This is a genomic window from Cutibacterium sp. LaCa_286 (assembly GCF_057198075.1).
The window spans coordinates 787250-805384 of the sequence record NZ_CP191091.1 but is presented as its reverse complement, the minus strand read 5'-3'; the positions used below and the strand labels follow the sequence as shown (position 1 = coordinate 805384).

General features: G+C 63.5%; 17 protein-coding genes. 8 read left to right on the top strand and 9 right to left on the bottom strand.

Features of this window, described 5'->3' with window-relative positions; genetic code table 11:
- The first annotated feature begins 104 nt into the window (after positions 1–104).
- Positions 105–857, top strand: coding sequence for an ABC transporter ATP-binding protein (locus ACP8JZ_RS03445; protein WP_484482695.1), 753 nt, complete (start codon positions 105–107; stop codon positions 855–857).
- Positions 854–2725, top strand: coding sequence for an ABC transporter permease (locus ACP8JZ_RS03440; protein WP_484482694.1), 1872 nt, complete (start codon positions 854–856; stop codon positions 2723–2725). Before ACP8JZ_RS03445 ends, ACP8JZ_RS03440 begins: the two co-directional genes overlap by 4 nt.
- Before the next feature lie 30 nt (positions 2726–2755).
- Here ACP8JZ_RS03440 and ACP8JZ_RS03435 read toward each other — a convergent pair whose 3' ends face one another.
- Positions 2756–3061: an antibiotic biosynthesis monooxygenase family protein gene (locus tag ACP8JZ_RS03435; protein WP_484482693.1), complete on the bottom strand. Its 306-nt coding sequence runs from the start codon at positions 3059–3061 to the stop codon at positions 2756–2758.
- 137 nt (positions 3062–3198) lie between these two features.
- On the opposite strand from ACP8JZ_RS03435, the gene ACP8JZ_RS03430 reads away from it, so the two are divergent.
- On the top strand, positions 3199–3627 hold the full coding sequence (locus ACP8JZ_RS03430) for a Fur family transcriptional regulator (RefSeq protein ID WP_023035512.1): 429 nt from the start codon (positions 3199–3201) through the stop codon (positions 3625–3627).
- A gap of 1172 nt (positions 3628–4799) precedes the next feature.
- Positions 4800–5438, top strand: coding sequence for a hypothetical protein (locus ACP8JZ_RS03425; RefSeq protein WP_484482691.1), 639 nt, complete (start codon positions 4800–4802; stop codon positions 5436–5438).
- A 32-nt stretch (positions 5439–5470) separates the two neighbouring features.
- Here the strand turns inward: ACP8JZ_RS03425 and ACP8JZ_RS03420 are convergent, their stop codons facing one another.
- The 5 genes from ACP8JZ_RS03420 to rpsB form a co-directional block, all read right to left on the bottom strand.
- Positions 5471–6277 (bottom strand): phosphatidate cytidylyltransferase, encoded by an 807-nt coding sequence (locus ACP8JZ_RS03420; protein ID WP_410173171.1) that lies wholly within the window; start codon positions 6275–6277, stop codon positions 5471–5473.
- An 89-nt stretch (positions 6278–6366) separates the two neighbouring features.
- Entirely contained in the window at positions 6367–6924 is a 558-nt protein-coding gene (frr, locus tag ACP8JZ_RS03415) for a ribosome recycling factor (RefSeq protein WP_021103101.1), read from the bottom strand.
- Positions 6925–6964: 40 nt separating this feature from the next.
- The gene (gene pyrH / locus ACP8JZ_RS03410) at positions 6965–7675 is read right to left on the bottom strand and encodes a UMP kinase (protein WP_021103100.1); all 711 of its coding nucleotides are present in this window, start codon (positions 7673–7675) and stop codon (positions 6965–6967) included.
- A gap of 167 nt (positions 7676–7842) precedes the next feature.
- Positions 7843–8655: a translation elongation factor Ts gene (tsf, locus tag ACP8JZ_RS03405; RefSeq protein WP_323460221.1), complete on the bottom strand. Its 813-nt coding sequence runs from the start codon at positions 8653–8655 to the stop codon at positions 7843–7845.
- A gap of 30 nt (positions 8656–8685) precedes the next feature.
- The gene (gene rpsB / locus ACP8JZ_RS03400) at positions 8686–9537 is read right to left on the bottom strand and encodes a 30S ribosomal protein S2 (protein ID WP_484482690.1); all 852 of its coding nucleotides are present in this window, start codon (positions 9535–9537) and stop codon (positions 8686–8688) included.
- 604 nt (positions 9538–10141) lie between these two features.
- On the opposite strand from rpsB, the gene ACP8JZ_RS03395 reads away from it, so the two are divergent.
- Positions 10142–11098, top strand: a complete 957-nt coding sequence (locus ACP8JZ_RS03395; protein ID WP_484482689.1) for a M23 family metallopeptidase — start codon at positions 10142–10144, stop codon at positions 11096–11098.
- Between the two features lie 142 nt (positions 11099–11240).
- On the opposite strand, the gene ACP8JZ_RS03390 is transcribed toward ACP8JZ_RS03395, so the two are convergent.
- Positions 11241–12176, bottom strand: a complete 936-nt coding sequence (locus tag ACP8JZ_RS03390) for a tyrosine recombinase XerC (protein ID WP_484482688.1) — start codon at positions 12174–12176, stop codon at positions 11241–11243.
- 67 nt (positions 12177–12243) lie between these two features.
- Between ACP8JZ_RS03390 and ACP8JZ_RS03385 the strand changes: the two genes are divergently transcribed.
- Positions 12244–13293, top strand: a complete 1050-nt coding sequence (locus ACP8JZ_RS03385) for a lactonase family protein (RefSeq protein WP_484482687.1) — start codon at positions 12244–12246, stop codon at positions 13291–13293.
- A gap of 499 nt (positions 13294–13792) precedes the next feature.
- Complete coding sequence (gene def, locus ACP8JZ_RS03380; RefSeq protein WP_484482686.1) at positions 13793–14395, top strand: peptide deformylase; 603 nt, start codon at positions 13793–13795, stop codon at positions 14393–14395.
- Positions 14396–14544: 149 nt separating this feature from the next.
- On the opposite strand, the gene ACP8JZ_RS03375 is transcribed toward def, so the two are convergent.
- Positions 14545–15360: a TrmH family RNA methyltransferase gene (locus ACP8JZ_RS03375; RefSeq protein WP_484482685.1), complete on the bottom strand. Its 816-nt coding sequence runs from the start codon at positions 15358–15360 to the stop codon at positions 14545–14547.
- A gap of 92 nt (positions 15361–15452) precedes the next feature.
- Between ACP8JZ_RS03375 and ACP8JZ_RS03370 the strand changes: the two genes are divergently transcribed.
- The gene (locus tag ACP8JZ_RS03370; RefSeq protein WP_484482684.1) at positions 15453–16442 is read left to right on the top strand and encodes a bile acid:sodium symporter family protein; all 990 of its coding nucleotides are present in this window, start codon (positions 15453–15455) and stop codon (positions 16440–16442) included.
- Positions 16443–16691: 249 nt separating this feature from the next.
- On the opposite strand, the gene ACP8JZ_RS03365 is transcribed toward ACP8JZ_RS03370, so the two are convergent.
- A complete protein-coding gene (locus ACP8JZ_RS03365; protein ID WP_484482794.1) occupies positions 16692–18002 on the bottom strand; it encodes an SPFH domain-containing protein in 1311 nt (436 codons plus the stop codon).
- Positions 18003–18135: the final 133 nt, after the last annotated feature.

Below are 18135 nucleotides of genomic sequence, written 5' to 3'. Positions count from 1 at the left end.
GCCACAAACGTGGGATGGCGAATGGCTGCAATGAGAAATATGTACCATGTAGCTACAACAACCTATTTCCCCGGCTGAATACGACAGAGAGCTCCTGCATTCCCATGAGAGAACAATTCACAGCTTCCGTCACGTCGACGTCTCAAGTCCTCAGCCTCGTCGGAGTGCATCATCGGTTCAGCTCGGGGACCGAGGTCCTCAAGGGTATCGATCTCGATTTCACACCGGCCACGACGACCGCGATCATGGGACCGTCGGGCTCTGGTAAGACGACGTTGTTGAACTGCCTGTCCGGCATGATTCGACCGAGCTCGGGTCAGGTCCTCTACCGCGGTCAGGATCTTGCGAAGATGAGCCAGTCCAAACTCGACTCGCTCCGGCGCAAGGCGTGGGGCTTCATTTTCCAGCAGTACAACCTCATTGATGCCCTCACGGCCATCGAGAATGTCAAGCTGCCGGCTCTCTTCGACGGGACTCGCATGGCTGACGACGTCGCCACCGAGTCGCTGACCCGCGTCGGGCTGGCTGAGTTGACTCACCGCTACCCCGACAAGATGTCAGGTGGTCAGCAGCAGCGGGTCGCGATCGCCCGAGCCATCGCGACGCACCGGGATATCCTCTTCGCCGACGAACCGACAGGGGCCCTCGACTCCGAGTCGCGCCGCGAAGTCATGGACAATCTCGTCGCGCTGCCCGAGGTGGGAACCACCCTCGTCATGGTGACCCACGACCCGGTCGTCGCGACCCAGGCGCAGCGGGTCGTCTTCCTCTACGACGGTGAGATCGCCGATGACACGACAGGGTTGAGCACCCAGGAAATCTCCAACCGTCTGGTGAACCTGGAGGCGTCGGCATGATCGCCATGATCCGCTTGGCATGGCGCCTCGTGAAGCGTCATCTCGACCTCTACGCCGGCGTCATCGTCACCGTCGTGCTGACGATGCTCATCGGTGGCGCCGAAGTGACACTGGCCTCCGACTTCTCCGACCCCTCCCGGGTGAACGTTCCCGGCGTCAGTGCCGACGAACTCGCCGTGCAGCTGGACAACGTCAGCTGGATCCTGTGGTTCATCGCCATCCTCGCGGTGACGATCTGCGGTTTCATGCTCATATCCATCGTCACCCAAGTCGTCTCCTACCGTCAGCGCGAGTTGGCGATGATGCGCTTGGCCGGCGCGACTCGCCGGCGCCTGGGGTGGCTCATGTTCCTCGAGTGTTTCTTCGTCTCACTCGTGGCCGGCGTGCCCTCGGTGATCGTCGGGGCGCTCCTCGCCCCGACGTTCCTGCGCGGACTGCAGGCCATCAAGTTCTTCGGGCCCAACGTGTCGGTGAGGACCGGGGTCAGCGTCCGGCCACTGCTCATCCTTCTGGTGGTCATGGCTCTGCTGGCAGGGCTGGCCGGTCGCAGAGCCCTGCGACGGATTCCCGATCGCGAGCTCGTCGATTCCCACGACAACACCGTCTCCTCGATGTCGAAGTGGTCCGTCACCCTGCGCTTGGTCATCGGTGTGGGCGGGATCCTCGCCATCATCTTCCTGGATCCACAGACCCTCGGCGCCTGGGGCATGCTGGCCCTGCCCTTCCTCGCCATCATCCCGGCCATTGCACTCGCCCCCCTGCTTGTGCCGGCGGGAGCGTGGCTCGTGGGTCACCTCGTCGGCCTCGTGGCACCGGGATCGGGGCTCCTAGCCGCCAAGCGCTCCTCCAAGGACCGTCTGCGTTACGCACGTCTGGCGACTCCGGTGATCGTGGGGGTGGGCATGATCGGTGGCTTCATGGTCGCGAACGTCCCCGACGAACAGGTGCAGGCTGCCAACTTTCGCAAGGCCGCCCAGTCACAGACCGTCTCCGAGGCGATCGGTCTGGACCAGACTGATCGTGCCGCCCAGGCATGGTCGAGGCATGGTGGGAAGGTCGCACGATTCGCGATCCTCCCCCGGCTCGACGACAGCTGTTCCTTCGCCGACGTGAAGACCATGGAAAAGCTGACGGGACTGAAGATCATCTCCGGTGACGCGAGCAAGGTCCACGGCACCGACGTCGCGGCCCTCGCGAAGGGTTACAACGTCGGCGACACCATGGACGTGACGGACGTGCAGGGACACAAGCTGACGGCCCACGTCGTAGCGACGTACACGCACCCGTTCCTCGAAACCCCGATCATGAGCTGGGACCAGGTGGGCCGCTTCGCCAAGGAACCCGACAAGCTCCACACGACGACGTATCTCGACAGCTTGGACGCCTCTGCGGCCGAGCAGGTTGCGAGCTCCTCCGGTGCGAGTGTGACACCCATGTCCAAGGAGCAGTGGGTCAGCAACGCCATCGCCGAACGCAAGGCGAACTCCTACCAAGGCAATGTGGGCATCTTCGGTACGGTCTACGTCATGTGCCTCGTCTCCGTGATCCAGATGGCCGTGAGCGGAGCCATGGCACGACACCGCGAGTTCCACGTCCTCCATTCGTTGGGGATCGGGATGCGTCGCCTGCTCAACGTCGTAGGTACTGAGACTCTCATCGTCCAGCTGGCAGCCGGCGTACTCATCGCGCTGAGCATCACGGCACTGGGGATCGAGTTCGCCACGACCAACGGAACCTCAGCCGGCTCGGCGCTGGCAGAGGTGGCTCCGCTCAGCCTCGAGACGTTCGGATCGATCGTCCTGCTGACCCTCATCGCCCAGCTGGGTGGAGCCTGGGTCGTCGGGAGCCGCGCCCGCAACCCCGAATGACCTCGATGGCGCCACCGGCGGGTCGTGTCATCACAGCGCTGGCAGCGTGAACGACTCATCGGTGGCGTCGGAGTACGCGGTGGGTTCGTCGATGAGCCAGGCCATCACCGGCAGGAAAGCAGCGCGGCCAGCCGCTCCAGTGAAGGCGTTGCGCCATGACTTGGGAAGGTCCCACGTGGTGACCACGGTGTGCAGCCCATCATCGTCGACCGCCACGCCGACATGCAGCGATTCCAGGCCGGAACAGCTCCGCAGATGATGCTCCAGATGCCTCAGGGCAGCACTGAAACCGGAGCGAGCGGCAGCGGGGACACGGAAACGCAGGATGACGAGCATGACGGAAGCCTACCGAGCACAAAAGCCCACCGACAGACCCCAAAATGACATACGAGGTATGCTTGATGAGCCGGAGAGACAGCGACCGAGTATCCTTGACAAGGTCATGTCGGCCAAACCTGATGGAAGGACGAATCGTGGCCACACCTCGCACTGGACGTCGCACCACCAAACAGCGACTGGCCATCAGTGCCGTGTTCCAGGATGAATCGTCGTTCATGACTGCCCAACAGGTGTTCGACGCGCTGCGTGATGGTGACGTCTCCGTCGGCCTGGCAACCGTCTATCGCAATCTGCAGGCCATGGCCGATGATGGCGAGCTCGACGCCATCCGCACCCCCGAGGGCGAGATGACGTACCGCCGCTGCTCCCCCACCCACCATCATCACCTGGTGTGCAGCCAGTGCGGGACAGCCGTGGAAATCGAGGCTGACTCCACCATCGAGCAGTGGGCTCGTAACATCGCCACCGATCATGGATTCACCCTTACCGGCCACGACATCGAGCTGTACGGGACGTGCGGAAAATGCACGGCCAAGGCACAGCAGGCTTCTCACCAGGGGTAAGGCCCTTGGGTCCTCATCGGACTCACACCCAGGACACGAATCGATCACTTCGATGGCGACCTTCTGACGTCGTACTTCCTGAGACCAGCATCTTTCCCATGCCTCACTGTGCCGTTGTGACGGCTGGGTGCCTCCGCCCCACCCAGAAATCTGACCGCCTGGCCATCTGGTGACACGTGGATGAATTCCTGTGCACCCACAGATGAAATGTGACGATCAACCCTGTCACCGCGATGAGTGGCCCGCATATGACAGAAGTGTCCACGCAGACCTCATTCACATCCCCATTTTCTCAGGTGAGGACCCATGACACTTCGACATGCCACTGCCATCACCGCAGCACTTGCTACAGTGCTGGCTGCCTGCACTGCCTGCGGCCACAACACAGACGCTCCTGCTTCCCCTCCGACTCCCAGCCATCGGCCCAGCTTGGATCTCAGTCATGCCGAAGGGGCACCCGTGCCCTATGACGAGGCCGTCAAGACATACGCCACACTCATGGAGAACATCTATCAAATACACAAGCAGGGGACATTCACACCCGATGGACCTGTACCGAAAGAATTAAGCGATTACTCACAGGGGGAGGCGCTAAAAAAGCACTCCACTTCTTTAAATATTCTCGCAAAAAATAAGATTGGATGGAGATCAGGAAAGTATAGAATATCAAACATACACCAAATTCCAACCCCCTCAAATCATCCAAAAGGTACGACCTTACAGGCATGTGAGGACTGGAGAGGACTCACTAACGTGAGAAATGGGAAGGAGAGCCATGGTCTTGCCACGATCTTCCGTAGCACTTATCAATACACCACCGATGGCAAGGTCAAACAGGTCTACTTCGACGGAGCGGATGTCGAGTCATGCAAGTAGCACTCACACTTACTCTTGCAGTCATGCATCCTCTTCAACAAGAAATCCCATCTTTTTCCGATACGAATGACAGTATCGATAGTATTATCAGAACTAATACATCAAAAAATGATGCGGAAATCGATGTTACCGTCACCCGAACCCGCCCAGGTGGTTCGGGTACCAGAAACCGTGGTTCCGGTGCCAAAAGTCCCCACGCCCACACCACGATCAATAGCCACTCGACAGCCAAGGAATCTGCCGAGGTCGCACGTCGGGAACGCGAACGCATTGCCAAATGCAAGGAGATTGCCCGGATGCTCACCGACACCATTGATGGTGCCCCCAACCACAGCCAGGCCGACGCTCGCGACAAAGCCGTGCACAGTTGCATCGTTGGCGACCCCGCCACGGCAAAGCCATCAAAACCGGGGAAGCCTGCTGCCGTCGCGCCGGCTCCAGATCCTGAGCTGCTGGCTCGTCGAGCCATGTTGGGGCTCAACCTGCCCCAGCCCACGCCCATCGTCGAGCCCAGCCCGAACCTCAACAAGTGGCACACCCTGGCCATCGGACAGCCCTTGTGGCTACGCACCCGTGACAATGCCACCACCATGACTCGCACCATGACCGTCGAGGGATATCCGGTCCGTCTCACCGCCACCCGACGTCCCATCTCCTTCGCCATGGGTGACGGCCACACGGTGACCTGCACCAGGACCACATCTTGGAATCCGCACGTTGATCCCGACGCCGATTCACCGACCTGCGGCTACCGCTACGCCACGCTCCCCAAGGGCGACCACAGCTACACCGTCACCGCCACGACGCCCTGGACCATCACCTGGAGCGTGCTGGGCAAGAGCGGCACGACTACCCTCACCAAGTCCGACGCGACCACCATCCCCATTCATGAGATCCTCACCGTTCTCGTCCCCAACCGTGGTCGAGCACGCTGAAACCGGCCGGCGTCACCGAGGCCACAGACACGTCACAGGCACAGTGTCATGACGAGCCAGCCCACCGGGGCGGAGAACAGCAGGGAGTCGAGCCGATCCATCACTCCCCCGTGACCGGGGATGAAATTCGACATGTCCTTGAGGCCCACGTCGCGTTTGACCATGGACTCGACGAGATCGCCAGCGGTGCCGAACACCGCCAGCAGCACGCCAAGGACGAGCCCGATCCACCAGTGGCCGTGCAGCAACCACACCGTGAGTCCGATCCCCACCAGGGCTGCTGTGACCACTGATCCGATGAACCCCTCCCAACTCTTCTTCGGGCTGATCCTGGGGGCCATGGGGTGACGTCCGAGCAGCACCCCAACGGCATACCCGCCGGTGTCGGAGCCGACGATGCACAACATCCACGTAATGATGCGTCGAGGCCCTTGATCGTCGCCCATCATGAGCGGGATGAAACTGCCCAGCAGCGGAACGTAGGCGATCGTCAACAGACTGGCGGCGACGTCACCGACGAATCCCCGTGCCCCGCGTGGCAGTCGCCACAACATGGCCAACCCCGTCGTCAGCCCCAGTGCAGCAATGAGAAAGGTGTTGGGGGGGATCGGCACCGTCCGGATCGACGCGGCATAGGCGCCGATCACCATGACGACCACCCCGATGCAGATCGGCACGACGGCCGACGTCATGCCGATACGATTCATGGCCCGATGCAGCTCGACCGTCGCGGCACACAGGACGGCTGCGAGCAGGAAGACGAATCCCCAGTGCCACCATCCCACCGTGGCGATGACGGCTCCGGCCAGGATGACACCGGAGGCGATCGCCGCTGGCAGATCGCGACCGGCGCGACCCGCTGACGGTTTCTGCTGCTCCGAGCCACTCCGGCCGGTTGAGGACTTCTTCTCGCTCACTGGCAACCCCGTCAGATTTCGAGCAGTTCCTGCTCCTTGACCTTGAGCAGGGAGTCGATCTGCTCGACGTGACGCTTGGTCACCTGATCGAGTTCCTTCTCCAGCCGAGCCAGGTCGTCCTCGGAGATCTCCTTCTCCTTCTCCTGCTTCTTGAAGAGGTCGTTGGTGGAGCGACGGATGGCGCGGATGGCGATTCGGCCTTCCTCAGCCTTGGCCTTGGCCATCTTGGTGTACTCCTTGCGGCGCTCCTCCGTCAGCTGTGGCAGCACGCAGCGCACCACATTGCCGTCACTGGACGGATTGACCCCCAGATCGGAGTCGCGCACGGCCTTCTCGACCTCGTTGATGCAGCCCTTGTCGAACGGGGCGATGAGGATGGTGCGAGCCTCGGGCACCTGGAAGGTGGCCAGCTGCTGCAGCGGGGTGGGAGTGCCGTAGTACTCGACCATCAGCGTGTCGAACATCTTGGGATTGGCACGGCCGGTTCGAATGGTCGCGAACTCCTCGCGAGTGTGGTCCACGCTGGCCTCCATCTTGCGGCCAGCTTCCTTGATTGCGTCGTCAGTCATGGTGAGGTCCTTCCGTAGGTCGTGAGTGAGGGTGCGGGTCTCAGTGGACCGTCGTCCCAATGGGTTCTCCATTGACGACCCGGCCGATGTTGCCCGGGGTCTCAAGATTGAAGAAGATCATGCGCAAGTCGTTGTCTCGCGCCATGGCGACGGCGGTGGCGTCGGCAACCTTGAGGTCACGAGCCAGGAACTCGTCATAGGTGAGGTCGTCGAACTTCGTGGCGGACGAGTCCTTGGCAGGGTCACGGTCGTAGACGCCGTCCACCCCCTGCTTGCCCATGAGGAGTGCATCGGCGCCAATCTCCAAGGCACGCTGGGCGGCCACCGTGTCGGTGGAGAAGTACGGCATACCGGAGCCAGCACCGAAGATGACGACTCGCCCCTTCTCCATGTGACGCTCGGCGCGACGCGGGATGTAGGGTTCGGCCACCTGGGCCATGTGGATGGCGGTCTGCACACGAGTTGGGGTGCCGGTCTTCTCCAGGAAGTCCTGCAGGGCAAGGCAGTTCATGACGGTGCCGAGCATGCCCATGTAGTCGGCACGATCTCGATCCATGCCGCTCTGCTGCAGTTCGGCACCACGGAAGAAGTTGCCCCCGCCAACGACGATGGACACCTGAGTGCCCCCGGCGACGACCTCGGCGATCTCCTTGGCCTTGGTGTCGACGACATGCGGATCAACACCGACCCCTCCACCGCCGAAAACCTCGCCGGAAAGTTTCAGCAGAACACGATGATAAGGGGTTGACATCTCTCTCCTAGGTCGCTGGTGCGTCACCCAAAGCCTATCGCGACACGTGGGAGCGAGCGACTTGGCGGCACGACGTGCAGAGGACATCGCAGATCAGATGCCCGCACACGAACAACAGGGCCCCGCCACCGAGGTGGCAGGACCCTGCAGAAACCGTGGGATGCGACTCACTCGCCAGCGGACAGGCGCACGAAACGCGTCACGGTGACACCAGCAGCCTTGAGCAGGTCACCGACGGACTTCTTGTCGTCGGAGACGGCCGGCTGCTCGAGCAGGCAGTTCTCCTTGTAGAAGCCGCCCAGACGACCCTCGACGATGCGGTCGATGATCTTCTCGGGCTTGCCCTCCTCGCGAGCCATGTCGGCGGCGACGGTGCGCTCGTGATCGATGACGTCAGCGGGCACCTCGTCACGGTTGACCCAACGCGGGTTCATCGCGGCAATCTGCAGACAGACGCCGTGAACGGCCTCGGTGTCCTCACCGGTGTACTCCACCATGACACCCACCTGGGGCGGCAGGTCCTGGGAGCGGCGGTGCAGGTAGATGTGGGCGTTGCCCTCGAAGTAGGCGGCGTCGGCCAGCTCGATCTTCTCGCCGATGGTGCCGGCCAGGTCCTCAAGGGTCTGGGCAACGGTCTTGCCGTCGTCGAGCTGCACCTGGGCGGCAGCATCCTTGGAATCGGCCTTGGCGACGTCAACAGCCTTGGCGATCTTGTCGGCGGTGGCGACGAAGTCGGCGTTCTTGGCGACGAAGTCGGTCTCCGAACCAATCTGGACCAGGGCATTGCCGGCGCCGACGACCAGCCCGTTGGCAGCCTCACGGTCGGAGCGCTTGGCGGCCTTGGCCTGGCCAGCGACACGCAGCAGGTCAACGGCCTTGTCGAAATCACCGTCAGCCTCGGTGAGAGCCTTCTTGGCGTCCATCATGCCCGCGCCGGTGGCGTCGCGCAGCTTCTTCACATCAGCAGCCTTGATGGCCATGGATGTCATCCTCTCGGTGGTGCTTGTACCTCAGTTGGACTTCTCGGCGGACTCGGGCTTCTCAGCAGCCTCGGTGGACTCCTCCTTGGGGGCTTCGGCCTGGGCGGCAGGCTTGTCCTTGCCCTCCAGGAGTTCACGCTCCCAGTCAGGCATGGGCTCGGCCTGGGCGGACTCCTCACCGGACTTGCCCTGGGAACGAGCCATGAGGCCCTCGGCAGCGGCGTCGGCGATGATGCGGGTCAGCAGCGAGACGGAGCGGATGGCGTCGTCGTTGCCGGGGATGGGGTGATCGACCTCGTCGGGGTCGCAGTTGGTGTCGAGGATGGCGACCACCGGGATGCGCAGCTTGCGGGCCTCGTCGATGGCGAGGTGCTCCTTCTTGGTGTCGACGATCCAGACGGCCTGGGGAAGCTTGCCCATGTCACGGATACCGCCGAGGTCCTTGGCCAGCTTGTCCTTCTCGCGAGAGAGCATGAGCAGCTCTTTCTTGGTCAGGCCGGTGCCGCCGGACTTGTCGAAGTTCATGGCCTCGAGCTCCTTGAGGCGGGCGATGCGCTTGGAGATGGTCTGGAAGTTGGTGAGCATGCCACCGAGCCAACGCTGGTTGACGTAGGGCATGCCAACCCGGCTCGCCTGCTCGGCGATGGACTCCTGGGCCTGCTTCTTCGTGCCGACGAAGAGGATCTGGCCACCCTTGGCCACGGTCTCCTTGACGAAGGCGTAGGCCTTGTCGATGTAGGTCAGCGACTGGTGCAGGTCGATGATGTAGATGCCATTGCGCTCGGTGAAGATGAAACGCTTCATTTTCGGGTTCCAGCGACGGGTCTGGTGTCCGAAGTGGACTCCGCTCTCGAGCAGTTGACGAGTGGTGACGACGGCCATGACCGTGTCCTTCCATGATCAGGGTGCACCCGAAAGGTGGCACCGAACGGTTGACCGATGACGCCCGATGCGTCATCGCCTGACGCGCCTGCCTGACACCGCTCGTCCGTGGACGAGACCAAGGCGACAGGCCCCTTCACGGGACAGACGCATGCGAAGTCAGTCCAAGATGACCCCAGACTGCACCAGCAGTCTACGTCATGAGCCCCACCAGACTCCATTCGAGGACCGACCTGCCGTCCACGACAGACCAGACTCCTGAGATCTCGCTGCCGGTCACGCTGTCCACAGGCAGGTGTCACACGGTGACGGCGTTGTCCACAGGCGTCGGAAAAACTGCCGGATGACGGCCCGGCTCTCAATGATTCCCATCGTGAGAACCCTGACACAGCCCAGATCATGGCACCACCGTTGCCATGCCGTACCACCGCCGCGCACCAAGGTCCCATGCCCCACCCACGCCGGTGTCGTGCCGGTCGACCCAGCCCCGACGTCCCGAACAGAATCGTGCCGCGGCTGGCCCAGATCGATGCCGGAGCACCCGACGTCGGCCTCGACATCATCCCGTCTGTCGCACCCCCGTGCTCTGGTCACTGGGTGGTTGGTGACGATCGTGTGCGCCGTACTGCTCATGAAACCGATGGCGACAACGGCACTGGCCGTGGGAGCGCGCACGACACCCGCGCATGCACAGCCCCCAGTTCCCGGAGCGGTGGTCAGAGGATTCGACCCACCCGACCAGCCGTGGTTGCCCGGACATCGTGGTGTGGACCTACAGGCCTCGGCAGGTGCACCAGTACGCTCTGCGGTGGCCGGTGTCGTCGTGGTCGCCGGCCAGGTGGCGACCAACCGTGTCGTCGTCATCCTCATGCCCGACGGGCGACGCCTCACGCACATGCCGGTGGAGCCGTCGGTCCAGGTGGGAGACGTCGTACATGCCGGCCAGGTGATCGGACATGTGCTGCCCAACACCCACTGCCAGACGTCGTGCCTGCACTGGGGGCTGAAGAAGGATGGGGGCTACGAGAACCCATTGTCCCTGATCGGGCAGGTACCGGTTCGGCTCCTGCCAACGGGCAGCAAGCCCGATCCGGACCCAGCTCCGACCGAGGTGTTCGATCCGGCGAGTCTTCCCTCGGCCGCGGGGATGGGCGGGGCCTCGGCACTGTTGCGGCCGGTGCCCGGTCCGGTGTCCTCGCCGTTCGGGTATCGGGTGCATCCGGTCACCCATGTGCGCAAATTGCACGACGGCGTGGATCTGGCTTCCGGATGTGGCACGCCGGTACACGCGGCGTACACCGGACGGGTGGTGTGGGTGGGCAGCACTCGGGCCTGGGGAAACCGCGTCATCGTCGATCACGGCACGGTGGGATCGACCCACCTGCGCACCACGTACAACCATCTGGAGAGCATCGGGGTGGGCCAGGGATCGGTCGTGCTGCGTGGCCAGGTGCTGGGACGCGTCGGCTCCACCGGATTCTCGACCGGGTGCCATCTGCACCTGGGGCTGGAACGAGACGGCCACCTCGTCGATCCGCTGCCCTACCTGGCAACACGCTGAGTGAGGCACGGATGGGAGCAGGTCATGAGGTCACACCGGGCCACGTCATCATCAGGAGTCATCGTCAGGGCACGAACGAGCCGGGCCTCCGATCAGGACGCAAACGAGCTGGGCTTCCAGCCGTGCGTCCCCGTCGCCACCGTCAGGCGCGCGGATGGGCCAGTCGGAAGGCGGCCTGCAGGCGTTCATTGGACACATGGGTGTAGATCTGCGTGGTCGCCAACGATTCGTGGCCAAGCATTTCCTGCACCGATCGAAGATCCGCCCCGCCTTCGAGCAGATGGGTCGCCATGGCGTGTCGCAGACCATGCGGACCAAGGTCGGGGGCGTCCTCATCGAGTCGGAGGTGGGTGTGGACGACGCGGCGCACCACCCGGGGATCGATCCGCCCACCACGCACCCCCAGTATGACGGCCTGACCGGAGGCCGCAGTGACCCACTCCCCTCGTCGTGGCAACCATCGATCCAGGGCCTGCCATGCCGGATCACCCAGTGGGACCGTGCGCTGCTTGTTGCCCTTGCCAAGCACCCGCACCGTCGCACGGCCACGATCCAGATCGGAAAGATCCAACCCGCACAACTCGGAGACTCGAATGCCGCTACCGTAGAGCACCTCGAGTATGGCGGCATCGCGACAACCTCGGGGGGATTCGTCGTCCTGAGCAGCCGCGACGGCCTGGTCCATGATGCGAGCAGCCTGTTCGGCACCGAGCACCTGCGGCAGCCGCTTGGGAACCTTGGCGGAGCGCACTCCGGCAGAAGGATCGGCCTCGATGAAACCATGCGTCCTGGCCCAGCGGAAGAAGCTGCGCGCAGCTGCCCAGTGACGTTGGATCGTCGCTGGGGATTTTCCGTCGTCATGCAGACTGGCCAGCCAGGTTCGCACATCGGTGACGGCGATGCTCGGCAGGGCGTCCACCCCGCAGTCATGAACACATGTCATCAACGAGGTGAGGTCGCGTCGGTAGGCACGAATGGTGTTGTCGGATCGCCGGGCAAGCTCCATGTCTGCACAGAAGTCGTCCACCGGCACGCGCAGGGCGGACGGCAGGTCACCGACATCATGTTGGTTGGTCATCGCCTCCACTGTGACACGTCCACCAGAATCGATCGAGCAGCCACGACGAATCCCCTAAGCTCTACCCATGTCGACCACTCCGGTACTCGCCAGTTCTGCCAACACCCGCGCCCCAGAAGGATCTGGAGCAACGACACCAGGTGGCCTGACCACCTGGCTCGTCACGAACGATGGGGACGATCCTGCCGCCACACCAACCGCGCAACAGACCGGCTGGGTCGAGTTGGGCGATGCCAGCTGGGTGAGTCCGATGGGCAACCATCTGGCGGTGCTAGGAGAGCACGACCACCACCTCTGGGTGATGAGCCCCGGCCTGAGAATCGTCAGCGAGTGCGATCTTGGCGGTGGACAACCGTGTCACTGTGCCATCGATCCCACCGGACGGCTCCTGGCCGTGGCCCACTACGAGTCCGGTGAGGTCAGCGTGGTGCAGGTCGACCAGTGGGGAACCGATCCGCAGATCATCGCCCATACCCATGTCGAGGGAGAAGGGCCGGTTGCAGGACGACAGGACTCGGCACATCCGCACCACATCCTGTGGCTGGATCGCACGCATTTTGCCGTCACCGACCTGGGGGCCGACGCGGTGCGGTTCCTCAGGCTGTCGGGTCTGGGACTGGAACAGACCGGTGAACTTGCTGCTCCCGCTGGCCTGGGGCCACGTCACGCCCTGCTCACCCGGGATCGTTCCAAACAGATCCTCACGGTCTCCGGTGAACTCTCGGCCTCGGTGCAGAGCTGGTCCCGACGGGCCAGCGAGGACGCCTGGTCACGGGGTTGGCGTCTGGTGGACCAGACGCCGAGTTCGTCAGATACGACTGCCGTGCCCTCGGCAATCGTTCCGGGCCCCGATGGCCAGCTGTTGGTGGCCAATCGAGGCGTCGGAACATGTGGCGTGCTCTCCGGGCCATTGGGCCATCACAAACTCATCGACGAGTTCCCGCTGGGCGGCGTCCAGCCACGTGACCTCACCAGCGACGGAGACCAACTGTGGGTTGCCGAACAGGCTGACGGAGCTGTGCTGTGCCTGCACAGATCCAGCGAGGGGTGGCGGCAACGACTTCGGCTCGATCTTCCGGGAGCGAGCAGGGTCCTCATCGGTCCAACGCTGGGGTGAGGCGGGACCGGCCGCACACCGTGGACTCGACCGGCCAATTCGGTACTTCACAAGGAGAAAACCATCGGTGGGAATCTCACCTGGTGCCCGAGCAGCGAGCCCACCCTTGCGGGGCCTGTCATTGGCAGAAGATCCATTCACTCGTGCGGTGGAACGAGCCAGCTCCTGCGTGGACCACGCTCAGAGGCCGATGCCTCCAACCGAATTGTCTCCAGCGAACCCACCCCTGAGTGAGCCACGCCATTTGCAGAAGAGCCCTTCACACGTGGGCTGGAACGAGCCAGCCCCTGCGCAGGCCACGCACGGTGGGAAACCCCCCCGATCATGGGGCCGCCATGCATGGGGCCGCCATGCTTCGACGTGGAACCACGAACGACGCAGCGGGGCGAAGGTGGCACAATGAGTCGATGAGTTCGCATGGCCCCAGGGGACGGCACCACACCCGTCAGCACCGGGGCTCACGTCATGACCAACTGGCCGACGACCTGCAGGAGTTTTCATGAAGAAGCACACCCCGACTGACGATCCCCGTTGGGAAGATCTGTTCACCGGTGGTTCCCTGCGCCGGGTGACGAGGTGGGGCGAGCCCGTCCTGCATGCCCGGACCAAACCGGTCACCGACTTCGACACCGACCTGCACGACCTCATCCGTGACATGTTCACCACGATGGATGCTGCCGACGGTGTGGGGCTCGCAGCCACCCAGGTTGGCCTGGGAATTGCGCTGTTCGTGTACGTCTGCCCCGACGACGACAATGTCATGCACCACGGAGCCGTCTGCAACCCCGTCGTCACGCTGCCCGAGGGCAGGGATCGTCGCCTCGTCTCCTCCGAGGAGGGGTGCCTGTCGTGGCCCGGCGGTTTCAGCCCGTTGGCACGTCCCGACCATGCCACCTGCGAGGGGCAGGATCCGTGGGGCAATCCGCTCACGGTCACCGGCACCGGATTCTTCGCGCGGTGTCTGCAGCACGAGACCGATCACTGCAATGGCATCGTCTTCGGGGATCGCCTCTCCAAGCGTTCGCGTCGCAAGCTTGACGAGCAGCACGAGGGACGAGCCCACCTCTACCCCGACGACTGGCCGATCCATCCCAAGGGTTGATGCCACTACGCGCTGCCCCCGTCTCTGCTGGCCCCTCGCTGACTCCGGCGCCGCGAAGTGGCAAACATTCGCCCCCGGACTGAGGGGTCACTCTGTGGCGGGCATGTCGGCAACGGCGCAGCCGTGGTTCGTCCCCAGACTGAAAAGGGTCACTCCCCCGGACCCATCGCGTAGCAGGCCACGGCAGCGGCGGCTGCGACGTTGAGGGAGTCGACCTGACGCGCCATCGGGATGGTGACGATGACATCGGCCTGATCGATCCATCGCGAGGACAGACCCGACCCCTCGGTTCCCATGAGCAGCGCGATCCGGTGTGGTTCGCGAGCCTGCTGCCGGACGAACTGCGGCAGGGAGACGGCATCGTCCGACAGGGCCATGGCAACCACCGTGAATCCGCGCTCCCTGAGCTCGTCAAGCCCACCCCTCCAGTCCTCCATACGGGCCCAGGGCAGCGAGAAGACCGTCCCCATCGATGTCTTGACGGCACGTCGGTACAGCGGGTCGGCAGCCCGAGGGGCCAGCAGCACACCGTCCCAACCCAGACCGGCCGCGCACCGAATGATGGCCCCGACGTTGGTGTGATCGACGATGTCCTCGCACACGACGAGCCGGTCGACGTCCATCAAGTCCGCCATCTGCCAGCGGGTCTCCCGCCGCATCGATGCCAGAGCCCCACGATGGACGTGGAATCCGGTGATCTGCTCGGCCAAGGCCTCGCTCACCACGTAGACCGGCACGTCGACGGCGTCCAGGATGTCGCGCAGCCCATCGATCCAGCGCGGTGCGAGCAGGAACGATCGTGGCTGGTACCCGGCCTCCCCCGCCCGTCGGATGATCTTGGCCCCCTCGGCGATGAACAGTCCATGCTCGGCCTCCAGGCTGCGCCGCAGGTTGACGTCGCGCAATTGGACGTAGTCGGCCAGTCGCTCGTCGGATGAATCGTTGATCTCAATGAAGCAAGCCACGCAGACAACCTACCCACACCTGGGGCACCACACGTGGCCCGGACGGTCTCCAGCGCAGAAATCACTCATCGCCCTGCCATAAAGTGGCGGCCATGAGCACCAAGCGCCATCTGCCCATCGACGGATTCGTCACCGCAATCGTGGTGACGGCCGTCATCGCCTGCCTGTTACCGGCACGGGGATTCATGGTTCCGGTCCTCGACTGGGCGGTGAAGGTTCTGGTCTTCGCACTGTTCTTCCTCTACGGCGCACGCCTGCACCCCTCCGAAACCCTTGAGGGCCTGAAGAACTGGCGGATGCACAGGCTCATCATGGCATTCACCTTCATCGCCTTTCCCCTCATCGGTCTGGCGCTGAGGGTCCTCGTACCCTGGGCGCTGACTCCGGCTCTCCACACCGGTGTCATGTGGTTGTGTCTGGTGCCTTCCACGGTGCAGTCGTCAATCAACTTCACCTCGATCGCCCACGGCAACATCGCCGGTGCCATCGTCGCCGCCACGACGTCCAACCTGCTGGGTACATTCATCACGCCAGTCCTGGCGATGCTGCTCATGTCGACCAGTGGCGGGCTGCAGATCCAGGCCTCGTCCCTGCTCGACGTCGCCATCCAGCTGTTGCTTCCCTTCATCCTGGGTCAGCTGTCACGACGATGGACGGCCGGCTTCGTCACGGAACACAAGAAGCCGCTGAAGTTCGTGGACCAAGGCGTCATCATCGTTGTCGTGTACTCGGCGTTCTCGGAGGGAATGCGTGAACACATGTGGTCGCTGGTGACCACACGGTCGTTGGTGGCGGTGATCGTCGTGTGCCTGGTGGTTCTCGGGTTCATGCTGTGGTTCACCTGGGCGGTGCCGGGCTGGCTGGGATTCACTCGCGAGGATCGGATCGCCGTGCAGTTCTGCGGTACCAAGAAGTCCTTGGCGACCGGTCTGCCGATGGCCACCGTGCTGTTCGCAGGACAACCGGTCGGTCTCATCGTCCTACCGCTCATGCTCTTCCACATGGCTCAGCTCATCGCCTGTGGCAGCCTTGCCGGCCGTTACGCACGCCGGTGGGAGGCTGCCCAGAACCATGTGGCGTGATCCTTGGCCACGCCGCCCTCCCGCGCCCGACGTCCTTGGCCGCAGCAGTCAGCGCACAGAGCTGACGCGATTCGTCACTGCACGGGACTGACGGGTTCATTTGCTGCACGGGGCTGATCGGGCTGTCGAACGGACAGCCGCCGATCGGTGGGGATCCACAGTTGTCACACCGTTGCCCGGCGTGCCGCATGTTCGCAGCAGTGACCAGGGCTTCCGGGGAGACACGTCCCCCGGGAACGCCCCGACGTCTCATCCCTGCTCCGGGTCGTCACCCTCCTGGCCCCGGGACTGCTGCCGAGGTTCATCGGATTCGTCATCATGAGCAGGATGGTTGGTGCCGCGGTCGGAATCTGAGTCGCCGTGGGCGGAGGCGACGTCGTCACCGCGAGCAGATGGCGACCCCTCATCAGGGGTCGTGGTCAGCTGCGTGTTGCTGGTCTGCCGATCACTGCCGGGGCCGACCTGCTGCGGTTGAGCACGTCGGGTCATGCGGGGACGATTCCCGGGCGATTCCAGTTTGGCCGCCTCGTCAATGGCTTTCTGCACGGTTGCGTCGGACGACTTCTTCTCGTCGGCCTTCTGGGCCTCGATCTCGGAAAAGACGTCGATCTTCTCCGGGGGCTGGAAATGCGTCGGATCGGCAGTGTGATACGAGCCCGTTCCCTCCTCCGACTCACCGTGGCCAACCATCGAGCCCAAACCACGCAGGGCGTCGTTGAGCTCGGATGGGACGACCCACACCTTGTTGGAGTCACCGTGAGCCAACTCCGGCAACATCTGCATGTACTGGTAGGCCAGCAGTCCTTGATCCGGCTGCCCGGCATGAATGGCGTTGAACACGGTCGTGATGGCCTGGGCCTCGCCCTCGGCACGCAGCATCTGGGCCTGACGGTCTGCCTGAGCCTGCAGGACGGCCGCCTCTCGCTCACCCTGGGCACGCAGGATGGCCGACTCCCGGTCACCGCCGGCAGCAAGGATCTGTGACTGCCGCTGTCCCTCGGCCAACAGGATCGAGGCCCGCTTGTCGCGCTCGGCACGGGCACCCTTCTCCATGGCGTCGCGAATGGTGGGCGGCGGCTCGATGGCACGCAGTTCAACGCGATTGACCTTGATGCCCCACTTGCCGGTGGCCTCGTCGAGGACGAGACGTAGCTTCTGGTTGATCTCCTCACGGCTGGTGAGAGCGGCCTCCATGTCCATACCGCCGATGATGTTGCGCAAGGTGGTCATTGTCAGCTGTTCGATGGCCGTCTTGTACGACTGGGCCTCATAGGCTGCGCGCTCCGGGTCGACGATCTGGAAGTAGATCACCGAGTCGATGTTGACCATGAGGTTGTCCTCGGTGATGACGCCCTGCGGCGGGAACGGGACCACCTGCTCGCGCATGTCAAGGGTGTACCTGACTCGGTCGATGAAGGGGAGCATGAGGTGTGGTCCGGGATTGAGACGACGATGGTACTTCCCGAGCCGTTCCACCAGACCGATCTGTTGTTGGCTGATGATCTTGATGGTCGATCCAATGGCCACCAGGACGACGGCCAGAATGATGACGGCGACGATGACTCCTCCAGGCACGACCGCTTCCTCTCTGCACAGCGTGTGAGGCGAATTCAGGTGTCACCTCGTCCACCCAGAATCGCGCATGGCCCATTCTGCCACTGGCAGTACATCCGTCGGGTGAGGGGGAATCGGA

Bases quoted from the DNA above. Each gene is read 5' to 3' on its own strand.
- ACP8JZ_RS03445 (WP_484482695.1), top strand. From the start codon at position 105: ATGAGAGAACAATTCACAGCTTCCGTCACGTCGACGTCTCAAGTCCTC.
- ACP8JZ_RS03440 (WP_484482694.1), top strand. From the start codon at position 854: ATGATCGCCATGATCCGCTTGGCATGGCGCCTCGTGAAGCGTCATCTC.
- ACP8JZ_RS03435 (WP_484482693.1), bottom strand. From the start codon at position 3,061: ATGCTCGTCATCCTGCGTTTCCGTGTCCCCGCTGCCGCTCGCTCCGGT.
- ACP8JZ_RS03425 (WP_484482691.1), top strand. From the start codon at position 4,800: ATGCTCACCGACACCATTGATGGTGCCCCCAACCACAGCCAGGCCGAC.
- frr (WP_021103101.1), bottom strand. From the start codon at position 6,924: ATGACTGACGACGCAATCAAGGAAGCTGGCCGCAAGATGGAGGCCAGC.
- pyrH (WP_021103100.1), bottom strand. From the start codon at position 7,675: ATGTCAACCCCTTATCATCGTGTTCTGCTGAAACTTTCCGGCGAGGTT.
- tsf (WP_323460221.1), bottom strand. From the start codon at position 8,655: ATGGCCATCAAGGCTGCTGATGTGAAGAAGCTGCGCGACGCCACCGGC.
- rpsB (WP_484482690.1), bottom strand. From the start codon at position 9,537: ATGGCCGTCGTCACCACTCGTCAACTGCTCGAGAGCGGAGTCCACTTC.
- ACP8JZ_RS03390 (WP_484482688.1), bottom strand. From the start codon at position 12,176: ATGACCAACCAACATGATGTCGGTGACCTGCCGTCCGCCCTGCGCGTG.
- ACP8JZ_RS03385 (WP_484482687.1), top strand. From the start codon at position 12,244: ATGTCGACCACTCCGGTACTCGCCAGTTCTGCCAACACCCGCGCCCCA.
- def (WP_484482686.1), top strand. From the start codon at position 13,793: ATGAAGAAGCACACCCCGACTGACGATCCCCGTTGGGAAGATCTGTTC.
- ACP8JZ_RS03370 (WP_484482684.1), top strand. From the start codon at position 15,453: ATGAGCACCAAGCGCCATCTGCCCATCGACGGATTCGTCACCGCAATC.